General features: G+C 62.3%; 12 protein-coding genes. 2 read left to right on the top strand and 10 right to left on the bottom strand.

What is annotated here, in order from left to right; all coding sequences use genetic code 11:
* Positions 1 to 11 precede the first annotated feature (11 nt).
* Both J3P89_RS00140 and J3P89_RS00145 read left to right on the top strand, forming a co-directional pair.
* Positions 12 to 1,277: a PAAR domain-containing protein gene (locus tag J3P89_RS00140; RefSeq protein WP_434696406.1), complete on the top strand. Its 1,266-nt coding sequence runs from the start codon at positions 12 to 14 to the stop codon at positions 1,275 to 1,277.
* 19 nt (positions 1,278 to 1,296) lie between these two features.
* Positions 1,297 to 1,560 carry a hypothetical protein gene (locus J3P89_RS00145; protein WP_434654671.1) on the top strand — a complete coding sequence of 88 codons (264 nt, stop codon included), beginning with the start codon at positions 1,297 to 1,299 and terminating at the stop codon, positions 1,558 to 1,560.
* A 192-nt stretch (positions 1,561 to 1,752) separates the two neighbouring features.
* Here J3P89_RS00145 and J3P89_RS00150 read toward each other — a convergent pair whose 3' ends face one another.
* The 10 genes from J3P89_RS00150 to tssB form a co-directional block, all read right to left on the bottom strand.
* Positions 1,753 to 3,693, bottom strand: a complete 1,941-nt coding sequence (locus J3P89_RS00150; protein ID WP_434696408.1) for a type VI secretion system tip protein VgrG — start codon at positions 3,691 to 3,693, stop codon at positions 1,753 to 1,755.
* A 156-nt stretch (positions 3,694 to 3,849) separates the two neighbouring features.
* Positions 3,850 to 6,540, bottom strand: a complete 2,691-nt coding sequence (tssH, locus tag J3P89_RS00155) for a type VI secretion system ATPase TssH (RefSeq protein ID WP_434627058.1) — start codon at positions 6,538 to 6,540, stop codon at positions 3,850 to 3,852.
* On the bottom strand, positions 6,533 to 7,585 hold the full coding sequence (gene tssG / locus J3P89_RS00160; protein ID WP_434696409.1) for a type VI secretion system baseplate subunit TssG: 1,053 nt from the start codon (positions 7,583 to 7,585) through the stop codon (positions 6,533 to 6,535). The genes tssH and tssG overlap by 8 nt, the downstream gene beginning before the upstream one ends.
* Positions 7,549 to 9,408: a type VI secretion system baseplate subunit TssF gene (gene tssF, locus J3P89_RS00165; protein WP_434696410.1), complete on the bottom strand. Its 1,860-nt coding sequence runs from the start codon at positions 9,406 to 9,408 to the stop codon at positions 7,549 to 7,551. The genes tssG and tssF overlap by 37 nt, the downstream gene beginning before the upstream one ends.
* Positions 9,405 to 9,917 carry a type VI secretion system baseplate subunit TssE gene (tssE, locus tag J3P89_RS00170; protein ID WP_305497870.1) on the bottom strand — a complete coding sequence of 171 codons (513 nt, stop codon included), beginning with the start codon at positions 9,915 to 9,917 and terminating at the stop codon, positions 9,405 to 9,407. The genes tssF and tssE overlap by 4 nt, the downstream gene beginning before the upstream one ends.
* Positions 9,911 to 10,336 (bottom strand): hypothetical protein, encoded by a 426-nt coding sequence (locus tag J3P89_RS00175; protein ID WP_434654678.1) that lies wholly within the window; start codon positions 10,334 to 10,336, stop codon positions 9,911 to 9,913. Before J3P89_RS00175 ends, tssE begins: the two co-directional genes overlap by 7 nt.
* Positions 10,336 to 10,788, bottom strand: a complete 453-nt coding sequence (locus J3P89_RS00180) for a type VI secretion system amidase effector protein Tae4 (RefSeq protein ID WP_434654680.1) — start codon at positions 10,786 to 10,788, stop codon at positions 10,336 to 10,338. Before J3P89_RS00180 ends, J3P89_RS00175 begins: the two co-directional genes overlap by 1 nt.
* Positions 10,789 to 10,870: 82 nt before the next feature.
* Positions 10,871 to 11,359 (bottom strand): Hcp family type VI secretion system effector, encoded by a 489-nt coding sequence (locus J3P89_RS00185; protein ID WP_186615146.1) that lies wholly within the window; start codon positions 11,357 to 11,359, stop codon positions 10,871 to 10,873.
* 228 nt (positions 11,360 to 11,587) lie between these two features.
* A complete protein-coding gene (gene tssC, locus J3P89_RS00190; RefSeq protein ID WP_305497874.1) occupies positions 11,588 to 13,084 on the bottom strand; it encodes a type VI secretion system contractile sheath large subunit in 1,497 nt (498 codons plus the stop codon).
* Between the two features lie 12 nt (positions 13,085 to 13,096).
* On the bottom strand, positions 13,097 to 13,612 hold the full coding sequence (gene tssB / locus J3P89_RS00195; RefSeq protein ID WP_186633609.1) for a type VI secretion system contractile sheath small subunit: 516 nt from the start codon (positions 13,610 to 13,612) through the stop codon (positions 13,097 to 13,099).
* Between the last annotated feature and the right edge of the window lie 55 nt (positions 13,613 to 13,667).

Consider the following 13,667-nt stretch of genomic DNA (forward strand, 5'->3'; position numbering starts at 1 on the left):
AGATTCCCGCGATGGATGCACAGGCAGCAGCCCGGCTGGGTGACGAAATAGCCCACGGGTTCGGGTTGGCCGCGATGGTCGCCGGAGCCGTGGCCGGCGCCTTGCTCGGCGCTGCGGTCGTCGCCGCGACGGTTGCCACGGGCGGTGTGGCGCTGGCGATCATGGCCGGCTCGATCGCGGCTGGCGGCTTGTCGATGTTCCAGATCGTCAAGGGCCTGTCCACCATATTCAACCTGCCCGAGCCGACCACGGGGGCGTTGATAATGGGCAGCTTCAACGTATATATCAACGATCGAAATGCCATGCGGGCGGGCGAAGACATCGCCTCCTCCTGCACCGGCCTGCCAATGAATCATCCGATCTGGCCCTTTCCGGTGCTGATCGCCGAAGGCAGCGCCACGGTGTTCATCAACGGCAAACCGGCCGCGCGCCTGCACAGCAAGATGGTCTGCGGCGCTCATATCAAGACGGGCAGCCCGAACACCTTCATCGGTGGGCCGACGGTGTCGGTGGCGTTTGTGCTCGACCTCGAAGGCTGGATGCATTCCGGGTTGGAAGTGTTGGGGTTGCTGGCGGCGGGCGCCGCATTGGTGATGGCCGCAATGGCGGGTATTGCCGTTCTCGTCGAATTCGTCGTGGTGGGCGGCCTGATCGTGGGAAGCATGGAGCTTCTCGGCGATTTAGGCGACCGTCTGGGGCCAGGCTATCGTGACCTGCTGCAAGGCGTCGCCGGAATGGCGATGCTGGGGCTGAGCCCGAAAATGGCGAAGGCGGCCAAGCCTGCCGAACTGCCGCCGCCCAAGTACAAGCCTGGCGTGACCGAGGCCGATATCCTGGCCATGCCGAAGGGGTCTCGACCCGAAGCCCACAAGTATTTGTCACCGCAGTATGTGAAAGAACATCTGGCCCAGTTCGAGAACGGTGCCTCGCGCTTCACCACGAAGAACAACCTGGACAAGTACGGCATCGCCCAGCGCGACGGCACGACGTTCCTCATGCCCAAAGCTGAAGCCGATCAATTGGTTGCCAATGCCAAGGGCGATAAGAGGGCATTGGAGAAGGCGCTTGGGCTTCCAGAAAATACCTTGGAAAGTAGTACCCTTGTCCGGGTCGATATTCCCGCACCTAAAGACATGAACCTGCGGATTCCGTCGGGCAATGAGGCCGGCGCTAACGAATTCTGGATTCCAGGCGGCAAGCTGCCGACCGGTGCCAGCGAAGCGGTCATCGACGCCGGGGGCATCTCACCCAAAGATTTCAGTTGGACGGCATTATGACCGTAGAGGTAGTCAAACCATGAAGTTTCAAGATGTCCTAGTCAGTCGCGAACACATGTTTTCCGTGGGCATAGAACAGGATTCGGGTCGGTTTTATGTCTCCATCCCGGTCAGCAATGGCATGGCTGACTACGAGGAATATTACGAAATTAATCAGGCGACCTTTGAGCTGTTCAAGCGTGACCCGGAAGCTGCGCTTCCTTTTGTGTCGCGTTGCAGAAAACGTGAGTTGGACGAGCTGTTGATCATTCAACCGGGAACGAAGCGCGGCACAGCCATCTGACCGCCGAAAGGGCCGGTGGGTCGCAGTTTTCACTAGGTCCGTAGATACCCCGTGGCGAGGGAGCTTGCTCCCGCTGGGCTGCGTAGCAGCCCCTTTTGTGAGCGCTTCGCACTCAAGCGGGAGCAAGCTCCCTCGCCACGGGATCAGCGTTTTTCTTGAGGGAGTCAGGCTGGGGTTGTTCTGCGGTGAACCTCACTGCTTGGCCTTCGCCGGAAACAAAGCTTTCACCGCCGCCTCGATCACGCCCTTGATGCCCTTGCCCTTGGGGTCCACGGCGCTGGCGCCACCGGAGTTGAGGTCAAGGCGGCCGCCGGTGTCGATGTTGCCGTTGCCACTGGCGTAGAGGTTGAACGCGGTGCCGGAGATATTGATCTCGCCACTGGCGTTGAACTCCAGCACGCTTTTGCCACACACCAGCCGAATCTGCGAACCCGCCTCGATGAGGTATTGGGTCGCGATGCTGTCGCTCTTGGCCCCGCCGACGAGCAACGTGTCGTTGCGCTGTACGGCCCGCAGCCGGTCTTCGCCAATGCGTACGGTTTCGTTGCGGTCGATATTCTTGCGACGATCGCGACCCACCCAGTGGCTTTCATCCACTTCCACGGCGATGTCCTGGTTGCGCTCGGCGTGGATGTAAAGTTGCTCGGCGCCCTTTTTATCTTCCATGCGGATTTCGTTGAAATTCGTCGGCGTGCCGCCCTTGCTCGAACGACTCTTGGTACCGCTCTGGGTGGCATTGGCGGGCAACGCATAGGGGACGGTCTGTTCGGCGTTATACACACGACCGGTGACGATGGGCCTGTCAGGATCCCCTTCAAGGAAACTGACGATGACTTCCTGGCCGATGCGCGGGATCTGCACCGAGCCCCAATTCTTTCCGGCCCAAGCCTGCGACACGCGAATCCAGCACGAACTGTTTTCGTTGGATTGATCGTGGCGATCCCAATAGAAGTGCACCTTCACCCGGCCGAACTGGTCGGTCCAGATTTCCTCGCCCTTGGGTCCGACCACCAAAGCTGTCTGCGGCCCCTTGACGATGGGGCGGTGGGTGATTGCCATCGGGCGGAAGCTTTGCTGGGCGTCGATGCAGGTCAGGCTGCTTTCGAACTGTGCCGAAGGTGCGCCGACGCCGCTCTCGCCGCTTTCCTGAGAGAGGTAATAACGCGCGCCGACGATCAGGTATTCGCGGTTCTGGTCCTGGCGGCTGAAGCCGGTCAGGCTGAACAAATGCCCCGAGCCCAGGCCTCGGGCGTTGCCCGCCAGCTCGACCTGCTCGTGCAGGGTCTGCAAGGCTTCGATGCGGGTGCGGGCGTAGTGCTCGCCGTCCTCGCTCTGCACATAGGTACCGGGATAGTCATACAGAGGATAGTCGCCAGCGGTGTGCGGGCGCGGCATGGCCGAACGTACATCGATGCGCGCGCTGGGACGCTGGAAGTCGTAGTCGTTGAGCTCCAGCGAACCCGGTTGGACTTCCTGGGCCAGGTGCCAGTCGTGGATATGATCCCGTTCACGCTGCTGCTCGTTCTTCGGGTAATACGGCACCGAGCCGTAGCCGGGCGCTTGAGCATGGGCGCCGTAGGCGTCGGCCAGCACCAGCACATGGCGACCCTGTTCATGGCGGAAGAAGTAGTAGATGCCTTCCTGCTCCATCAGCCGGCTGACGAAATCGAAGCTGGTCTCACGGTACTGGACGCAGTACTCCCACTCGCGGTACGGCCGGCTGAGGGCGTCTTCGAAGTCGGAGAAACCCAGGTCGCGGAACACCTGCTTGATGATCTGCGGAACCGTCAGGTTCTGGAAAATCCGGCAGTCTGAGGTGCGCGTCAGCAGCCACAGCCAGGGCCTTAGCGTGGCCTGGTAACTGGCAAACTGGCCCTGGTCGATGTTCTGGCTGAAGCGCGCGACGATGCCGTGGAAATAGCGCTCGCCGCCACCGTCCAACTGCAGGCTGACGCACATGGGTTTACCCAGCACCTGGTTGAGGTCGATGGCATTGTCCAGCGAGTGCAGCTGCAACTCATAGTTGAACAACCGCCCCAACTCTTCACCGCCGCCCATGTCCTTGAGCAGCAGCACCTCGGGCCCGAGGGGGCTGGTGATTTTCGCCAGGCGGGAGGCTTGGTTGAATAGCATTGGGGGTCTCGTGCAGGTTAGTAGCTGAAGGAACACAATCTAATGTGGGAGCGGGCTTGCTCGCGAAGGCGTTGTGTCAGCCAACATCAATGGCACTGACAGATTGCATTCGCGGGCAAGCCCGCTCCCACAGGGGTTATGCGGTGTTTCCTGAGGTCAGGCCGCGTCGCTGAAATCGTACTTCAGTTCGTTATCCACGGCGCTGATCCGCACGCCGGCCATGGCCTTGCCTTCGAGCATGCGAGTCAGGAACTCGCGGCTCATGTCCGGCAGCAGGCTGTTGGTCAGGATGGTGTCGATCATGCGCCCGCCGCTTTCGGTTTCGGTGCAGCGCGAGACGATCAGGTCGATCACCGCGTCGTCGTAATCGAAGGCCACTTTGTGAGTGCTCTCCACGCGCTTCTTGATGCGGTTGAGTTGCAGGCGGGTGATGGCCTTGAGCATCTCGTCGCTGAGCGGATAGTAGGGGATCGTCACCAGGCGGCCGAGCAGCGCCGGCGGGAAGATTTCCAGCAGCGGCTGGCGCAGGGCCTTGGCGATTTCTTCCGGCTCGGGCACGTTCTGCGGGTCCTTGCAGACCTGGGCGATCAGCTCGGTGCCGGCGTTGGTGGTTAGCAGGATCAAGGTGTTCTTGAAGTCGATCACCCGGCCTTCGCCGTCCTCCATCACGCCTTTGTCGAACACCTGGAAGAAAATCTCGTGCACGTCCGGGTGGGCTTTTTCCACCTCGTCCAGCAACACCACGCTGTACGGTTTGCGCCGCACGGCTTCGGTCAGCACGCCGCCTTCGCCATAACCGATATAACCCGGTGGCGCACCCTTGAGGGTGGACACGGTGTGGGCTTCCTGGAACTCGCTCATGTTGATGGTGATGACGTTCTGTTCACCGCCGTACATGGCTTCGGCCAGGGCCAGGGCGGTTTCGGTCTTGCCCACGCCGGAGGTACCGGCGAGCATGAACACGCCGATCGGCTTGCTCGGATTGTCGAGGCCGGCGCGCGAGGTCTGGATGCGCTTGGCGATCATCTGCAGGGCATGGTCCTGGCCGATGATGCGTTTTTTCAGGTGCTGGTCGAGGTTGAGCACGGTCTCCAGTTCGTTGCGGGCCATGCGGCCCACCGGGATTCCGGTCCAGTCGGCGACCACCGAGGCCACGGCCTGGTAATCCACGGTCGGCAGGATCAGCGGGGTCTCGCCTTGCAGGGCGGTCAGGCGCTGTTGCAGGTCCACCAGTTTCTCGCGCAGGGCATGGCTGTCGTTGTCGGAAGCTTCGCTGCCGTTCTCGCTGTCCACCAGGCCGACGCGCTCGCGCAGGGTAGCGCGAGTTTCCAGCAATTCGTCGACCAGGGTTTTCTCTTCGGCCCAACGGCTTTCCAATTCGGCCAGGCGTTCGCGCTCGGCGGCGAGCAGGCTTTCGGTCTGGGTCTGGCGGGTGCCGATGGCGATGCCGATCGCATGTTCACGGGCGATGATCTGCAGTTCGGTTTCCAGTGCTTCGATGCGCCGGCGGCTGTCGTCCACTTCGGCCGGCACGGCGTGCAGGCTGATGGCAACGCGGGCGCAGGCGGTGTCCAGCAGGCTCACGGACTTGTCCGGCAACTGGCGCGCGGGAATGTAGCGGTGAGACAGCTTGACCGAGGCCTCCAGGGCCTCGTCGAGGATTTGCACCTGATGGTGTTTTTCCATGGTCGAGGCCACGCCGCGCATCATCAGCAGGGCCTTGTCTTCCGACGGCTCGGCGACTTGCACCACTTGGAAGCGCCGGGTCAGGGCCGGGTCCTTTTCGATGTGCTTCTTGTACTCGGCCCAGGTCGTGGCGGCGACGGTGCGCAAGGTGCCACGCGCCAGGGCCGGCTTCAGCAGGTTGGCCGCGTCGCCGGTACCGGCGGCGCCACCGGCACCCACCAGGGTGTGGGCTTCGTCGATGAACAGGATGATCGGTTTCGGCGAGGCCTGGACGTCTTCGATGACCTGACGCAGGCGCTGCTCGAATTCACCTTTCATGCTCGCGCCGGCCTGCAACAGGCCAACGTCGAGGCTGCGCAGCTCCACGTCCTTGAGCGAAGGCGGCACGTCACCGGCGACGATGCGCAGGGCAAAACCTTCGACCACGGCGGTCTTGCCGACGCCGGCTTCACCGGTGAGGATCGGGTTGTTCTGCCGACGACGCATGAGAATATCCACCAGTTGGCGGATCTCTTCGTCACGGCCGACGATCGGGTCGAGCTTGCCGCTGCGGGCCTGCTCGGTGAGGTCGACGGTGAAGCGCTTGAGCGCTTCCTGCTTGCCCATGGCGCTGGGGGCCATCGCGCCGCTGGCTTCGCCGGGCACGGCACCGGCGTTGAAGCCGTCGCTGGCGGTCAGGGCGTTTTCCGGCGAGTCGCCGACGTATTCGTCAAACCGTTCGCTCAGGGCTTCGACCTTGACCTTGTCGAACTCCGACGACAGGCCCAGCAGCGCATGACGCAGGCTCGGCGTCTTGAGGATGCCCAGCACCAGGTAACCGGTGCGCACCTGGCTTTCGCCGAACATCAGGCTGCCGTAGACCCAGCCGCGTTCCACGGCTTCTTCCACGTGGGAAGACAGGTCGGTGATGGAGGTCGACCCCCGTGGCAGGCGATCCAGCGCCTCGGTCAGGTCGCGGGCCAGGCGTGCCGGCTCGATGTTGAACTGGCGGATGATGCGGTGCAGGTCCGAGTCCTGCAGTTGCAGCAATTGATGAAACCAGTGGGCCAGTTCCACATAAGGGTTACCGCGCAACTTGCAGAACACGGTGGCGGCTTCGATGGCTTTGTAGGCCACGCTGTTGAGTTTGCCGAACAACGCGGCGCGACTGATTTCACCCATGCTCATGGCTCCTTGAGGTCTGTGAGGTGTTGGCCTGTTCGGCGTAATGCCGGGCCAGTATTAGATCGTTGGCATCTTTTTCAGGGCGTCCCAGCCAGGTGTTGAAACCCAGGCGGAAACGACCATTGAGTTGTAGTGCGGGCACTTCGGGCTGCTCCAGGACCAGGTTCAGGTCCCAGTCCAGTTCGTGCCCCAGGTATTCGGCGACCCACGCCACCAGCTCATTGAACGGTTGGCTGCCGGGCAGCATGCCCATGTAGTCGACGAGCTTGAGCGGCCCCAGGCGAATGCGGAATTTGTGCTGGCGATCCCAAACGTAGCGGCCCAGGCAGAAGTCCACGCCCAGTTGATGGGCGCTGACACCAACGCGGCTGCGCTCCGGCAGTTCCAGCCATTGGCCGACGTATTCTTCGATTTCCGCCGGCAGGCCGAAGTACTCGCTGAGGATCGCTTTCAAACCGTCCGGGTAGCGGGTTTGCGCCGACAGGTGACCGCTGTAGTGCAGCTTCGCCGTATCGGGAATCAGCCCCTGGTTGAGCAGGCTCGGCATGCCCCGGCCGCTGAGTGCCGCCAGGCGCGCCGACCAGTAATCATCGTCCGGGCGATCGTGGCTGACCGTCGGCCGTGCTTCGGCCCAGGCCCGGTAGAACAGGCTGAGCAGGCGATGATGGAAGACGTCGAGAAAGCGTTTGCTGGTGCTGTCGCCATTGTTGCGCTGGCGTTCGCGCACGTATTCGGTGAGGTGCAACGGCATCGGGCCGTTGGGGCCGCCGAGGCCGAAGAAGAACTGCTCCAGGCGCGCCGGCGCACCGTCGACGCCCGGTTGCACCGAGGCCAGGGTCGCCGGGGCGAAGGTGCACTCGGCCTGTTGCCCGAGACGCAGCGGATCATCGGCCAGGCGCAGGGAATGGCCCAGGCGCGGCAGTTCGGGGGATTCGCACTCGATGCGCCGCAACGCCTGGAAGAAGTCGTATTCCCAGGGTTCCTGGTGCATCGCTTCCAGGGTACTCACAGGGTCGGACGACGTCCGGGCTTGGCTTTCCATCGCATGATCTCGCCGCGTTCGGTGGTACGGATCACCGTCTCGGTAAAACTGTTGATCGACACGTAGCGTGCCAGGAAGCGTTCGAACACCGCGCCGAGCAGGAACACCCCGGTGCCGCGAAACGCGTTTTCATCGAATTCCAGGGTGATCTCCAGGCCGCGACCAAATACGATCGGGCCGGGCATCGGCAGGCGCCGGGTGCAGGCCTTGCTGCTGACTTCGCGCAGGCCTTCGATCTGCAATTGCAGCGCCGCATCGTTGCTGTCGCCATACAGGCGCAGCAGTTCGCGCAGGGCGGCCGCGCCCTGGCCTTGTTCGCTCAAGGACAGGTAGTTCAGCGACAGCTGGCTGATCAGCCGCCAGGCCTTGGCATCGTGGGCATGGCTCGCCCGTGGACGACTCGGTCCGGCGACGCAGCGCACCGCGCCAACCGGCGCGCTGTCGGCCAGGGTGAAGTCGGTCTTGCCGTTGCCCACGCTCATGAACAGCGGCAGGTCACGGTTGGTGCACAGCGCGGTTACGCCCAATTGACGCAGGTCGTGGCGATAAGGCGTTTGCTGGCTGTCCACCAGGCTGACGAAGGTCTCGCTGCCGATATAGGTCGAGCGCGGGCCGTTGCGGCGTTGATCGCTGGACAGCACGCGCGGTTCGCGGCGCACCGTGTAATAGGCCTTGTCGCGGCCATAGCGGGACGGATCGCGCACGGCGTAGAAGGGCAGGAACGGCTGCTCTGGACCGGTGCCGTGGCCGGCCAGCCCGGTCAGCGAATGCACTTCGAAGTCCATCGGCCGGGTGCGGTCGGCAATCACATGATGTTCGTTGACCCGGTCCGACAAGTGAATGCGGTCCAGGCGCTTGGGGAACAGATTGATCGCCGGCGTGCAGAATGGCAGGAACTGCGCAGCGCCGACGCTGCCTTCCAGGCTCGGATCGTGGCGGTCGAACAGCACGATCAGCTCAAGCTCCTGACCGTCGCAACGCTTGACCGCGCGGCCGAGCTGGGTGAAATCGACGAACAGGAAGCGGTGCGGCAGGGCGAAATATTCCTGCAACAGGCGATAACCCTGGAACGCCCGCGACACTACCGGCAGCGCGGCCTCGGCGTCATCGAAGCCTTGCGCGCGCAACGCATCCTGCGGCAACCGTTCGACCCAGTTGCCGCCGGGCTGGCGGGCGAACACCGCGCAGGCATTGCCCAACAGTTGTTCGTAGAGGCGGAAGGGCTGTTCGTCGGCGCCGCTCAAGTACAGCGGCAGGTTCTCCAGGGCCATGCTGTTGAACGGCAGTTCGGCGCCGGTGCGCAGGGTCAGGCGCAGGCCGGCCTTGGCTTTCGGTTCGCTGGCGGCCAGGCGCCCGAGTACCGCGGACGGGTTGCCGAAGTACTCGGCCTGGCTGACCTGCAACGGCCACAACGTCACCGCGTGGGCGGTACGGTACTCGCAGCAGGTCTGGGATTCACGACCCAGGGCGGCGCGCAGAACGGTGTCACGGGGCAGCGGGAAACCGCTGCTCAATGAACCTTCGTCCGGGTCGGCCTGCATCTGCACCACGGTCATCGACGGCGTCGGTGCCAGGTAATGCGGATAGGCGATTTCCAACAGGTTGTGGGTGAACGTCGGGTATTCGGCGTCGAGCTTGAGCTGCACCCGTGCGGTCAGATAAGCGAAGCCTTCCAGCAGGCGCTCGACGTACGGGTCGGCGCAGTCCATGCCGGCCAGTGACAACCGGCTGGCAATCTTCGGGTATTCCTGGGCGAACTCCGCCGCGCTTTCGCGCACGTGGTGCAGCTCCTGGTTGTACAGCTCCAGCAGGCGCGGGTTCATGGGCGTCTCCGCTGGTCGGCGTTGACCACGCGCACGTGGCCGGTCTCCAGATCCAGGTCAGTTTGCAGCATCAGGCGCAGCGGCACCGGCTGGGCCCAGAGATCGCCTTCGATCTCGAAGCTCAGGGCGTTATGGTTCATCTCGGCGGTTGCCCGGGCGCGCACGCGCAGGGTGTGGCGCAAGATACGCGGCTCGAACGTGGCGATGGCCTGGTGGATCAAGGTTTCCAGCGCGGGCACATCGATGTTCGAGGCACTGTTGCCGGCCAGCGCCGGCAGCCCGAAATTCACCACCGAGGTGCCCGCCGGGGTGTGCAGCGTGGCATCGGCGTCGAGCAATGACGTGGTGTTGAGCAGCCACGCCAGGTCACGCAGCACCGAGGCTTTTAATTGGGTAAGGGACAGCACGCGCTTGTCGGCGCTTTCCTTCGGGTTGCTCGGATCGTCGTCGGTCAGCCGGTCCAGCAGGGACGGTTGCAGGCGATCGCGGGTGGCGATTTCGGTTACCACGTAAAGGGTGCCACATACATTTTTTGGTCTCCGCCGGAGCCGCAAGACGCATAAAGGCTGACCATTCCCGCCTCAAAACCTTTTGCTGTCTGACGAATAGCCTGCATTTTGCTCAGGCAGTCGCGGCTGGGGGCTGGCATGTGTTCGCTGCGCCAAACCGCGAATATAGGGATGTCGTTGAACATTTCCACGCGCAGTTTCTGCTGTTTATCCAGGCTAAAGCCGCAAGGCCATTCCATGTCCAGTTTCATGCGACTCTGGTCAGGTTTTACCAGTGTGCACTGGCCTTGCTCGTCGACTAGCTTGAGCTGCTGACCAACAAAATCGGCTTGCGTGGTCAGCGTATCGGCATGCTCGGCGCATGCGCTCAGACTGATCAGGCTTGTCGCCAGGCATAGGGCGAGCAGAGGCTTGTTCATTAGATGAGCTCCCAGAACCAGACCTTCTTGGAACGGTAGAACAGGTCGCTGGTTTGGGTCAGGCCACGGTTCCATAGATCGATATGGTCGCCGCTACGACCTTCCGGGGTCTCTCCTGACTGTTGGAAACAATCCTTGAAGAAAATCAACCCGGTCTTGCCCATCAACTTCTGCCGGTCGGCGGCGCTATTGCTGAGGATGGTCGGACGTCCCAAATGGTGCTTCCACAACCAGTTCGCCAGCGATTCGGCGCCCCTGGCGTGTTCATGGGCACACTTGGGTTCGGTGTAGGTGGATTTGTTGACCTTGATGGTCTTCTCCGCATTGAGCGTCAGGCTCATGCGAATCGCGCACTGGTTTGCCCAAGGGCCGTCGCAAGGTTTCGCGTCGGGATGGGTGGCCAGCAAATCGGAATAGGCTTTCCACAAATTGATAAACGCAGGCTTGGCCATGACTCAGACACCGGAAGGGAAAGGATGGGTTGCGAGCAAGCACCAAAACACCCCCGGCGCGTGGCGCCGGGGGCGTGTTCGATTACACCTTGACGTTCTGACGGATGTTCCAGCCGAACTTGACCGGACCGCCTTCCTTGGTGCCGTCGGCTTTCTGTGGCTGGTAGTCCACCAGCACCTTGGCGAAGTTCAGGGTGACGTTTTCGGTCAGGCGATCATCGCCGCCCGAGCCGCCGGTGCTCAGGGAAGTGATCAGCACTTCTTCCAGGTTGATGATCATGTACTCGACCTGGCTTTCGCCGCCGGCCTTGCGCACGGTCAGCTTGACCTTGTCGACGTGCTTGCCGCTGGCGCAGTGCATCATCAGGTTCGGCGAAGCCTTGTCGACGTACTTGGTCAGCGACAGGTCCTGGATGCTCACCTTGCCCGCGCCACCGCCACTGCCGACGTGCATGTTACCGGTCTGGGACATGCCCCAGCTCCAGTTCAGGACGTCGATCTCATCCTTGTGGACCTTGTCCATGGACTCGCCCTTGATGTCGCCGATCTTGATGAAAATATCAACAGCCATGTTTTCTCCCTGTGTGGTCTTTACCACATTGTTTGGTTGACGCTGACCTTGCGAAAATTTTTGTTGCCGACCGGAACCAGGGTGTTCTCCAACCCACTGAAGATCCCCTGTGGGAGCGAGCCTGCTCGCGAAGGCGATGTCTCAGGCAACACAAGTGGCGACTGATGCACCGCTTTCGCGAGCAGGCTCGCTCCCACATTTTTCCATTGCGTACCGCTCAGTAAATCCTTACGCGCCCTTGGCCGACGGCAGTTTCGATACCAGGCGCAACGACACGGTCAGCCCTTCGAGCTGATAGTGCGGGCGCAGGTAGAACTTGGAGTTGTAGTACCCCGGGTTGCCTTCGACTTCTTCGACGATCACTTCGGCGGCAGCCAGTGGATGCTGGGCCTTGGTGGTCTCGGTGGAGTGCGCCGGATCACCGTCGACGTAGTTGAGGATCCAGTCCTGCAACCAGCGCTGCATCTCGTCCTTCTCTTTGAAGGAGCCGATCTTGTCGCGCACGATGCACTTCAGGTAATGGGCGAAACGGCAGGTGGCGAACAGGTACGGCAGGCGCGCGGCCAGGTTGGCGTTGGCGGTGGCGTCCGGGTCGTCGTATTCGGCCGGTTTCTGCAACGACTGGGCGCCGATGAAGGCGGCAAAGTCGGTGTTTTTCTTGTGCAGCAGCGGCATGAAACCGTTCTTCGCCAGTTCCGCTTCACGGCGGTCCGAAATGGCGATTTCGGTCGGGCACTTCATGTCCACGCCACCGTCATCGGTAGGGAACGTGTGGGCCGGCAGGTTTTCCACTTCACCACCCGATTCCACGCCGCGGATGCGCGAGCACCAGCCGAAATGTTTGAACGAGCGGTTGATGTTCACGGCCATCGCATAGGCGGCGTTGGCCCAGGTGTACTTGGAGCTGTCGGCGCCGTCAGTGCTTTCTTCGAAGGCGAAGGCTTCCACCGGATCGGTCTTGGCGCCATACGGCAGGCGCGCCAGGAAGCGCGGCATGGTCAGGCCGATGTAGCGCGAGTCTTCCGATTCACGCAGCGAACGCCAGCCGGCGTATTCCGGAGTGGTGAAGATCTTGGTCAGGTCGCGCGGGTTCGACAGTTCCTGCCACGAGCCCATGCCCATGACGGTTGGCGAGGCGGCGGCAATGAACGGCGCATGCATGGCGGCGCAGACTTTCGACAGTTCGCCCAACAGTTCCACGTCCGGTGGCGACTGGTCGAAGTAGTAGTCGCCGACCAGGCAGCCGTAAGGCTCGCCGCCGAACTGGCCGTATTCTTCTTCGTACATCTTCTTGAAGAGCGGGCTCTGGTCCCACGCGGTGCCCTTGAATTTCTTCAGGGTCTTGTGCAGGTCGGTCTTGGAGATGTTGAGCACGCGGATCTTGAGCTGCTCATCGGTCTCGGTGTTGTTGACCAGGTAGTGCAGGCCACGCCAGGCGCTTTCCAGTTGCTGGAAGTCCGGGTGGTGGATGACCTGGTTGACCTGGGCGGTGAGCTTGGCGTCGATCGCGGCGATGATCGACTCGATCGACTTGATGGCGTCGTTGGACACCAGGTCGGTCTGCGCCAGGGCCTGTTCGGCCAGCGTGCGCACGGCGGTCTCGACGGCTTCGCGGGCGCGTTCGGTCTTGGGCTTGAACTCTTGCAGCAGCAGCGAGGCGAACTCGCTGGTTTCTTCGGTGGCGCCCAGGTTCTGGGGCTGATTGTCGCGTACCAAATCGTTCATGATCGTTTGTCCTTAAGCCTTGGGCTCTGCATCGGCGGGCTTCGGCGCGCTGGCAAGGGCCTGCAGCAGCGCTGGGTCCTTGATCGCCTTCATGATGATTTCCTCGGCGCCGGTTTTGCCGTCCATGTAGGTCAGCAGGTTGGCCAGTTGAGTGCGCGCTTCGAGCAGCTTGTTCAGCGAATCGATCTTGCGGGCCACGGCCGCAGGGCTGAAGTCGTCCATGCTTTCGAACGTCAGGTCCAGGCTCAGGTTGCCTTCGCCGGTCAGTTCGTTAGGCACATGGAACGCCACGCGAGGCTGCATGGCCTTGAGACGCGAGTCGAAGTTGTCGACGTCGATCTCGAGGAACTTGCGATCGGCCACCGGCGCCAGAGGCTCCGCGGGCTTGCCGGCCAGGTCCGCCATTACCCCCATGACGAAGGGCAACTGGACCTTTTTCTCGGCGCCGTAGAGCTCGACGTCGTACTCGATCTGCACTCGAGGCGCGCGGTTGCGCGCGATGAATTTCTGAGAACTTTGCTTCGCCACGTTGCTGCTCCTGGTCGCTTGAGCGACGGTGTTGGCGTCATCGGGGGTACCTATG

Source organism: Pseudomonas sp. Z1-14, from assembly GCF_051132005.1.
In the GTDB taxonomy this organism is placed as follows: Bacteria; Pseudomonadota; Gammaproteobacteria; order Pseudomonadales; family Pseudomonadaceae; genus Aquipseudomonas.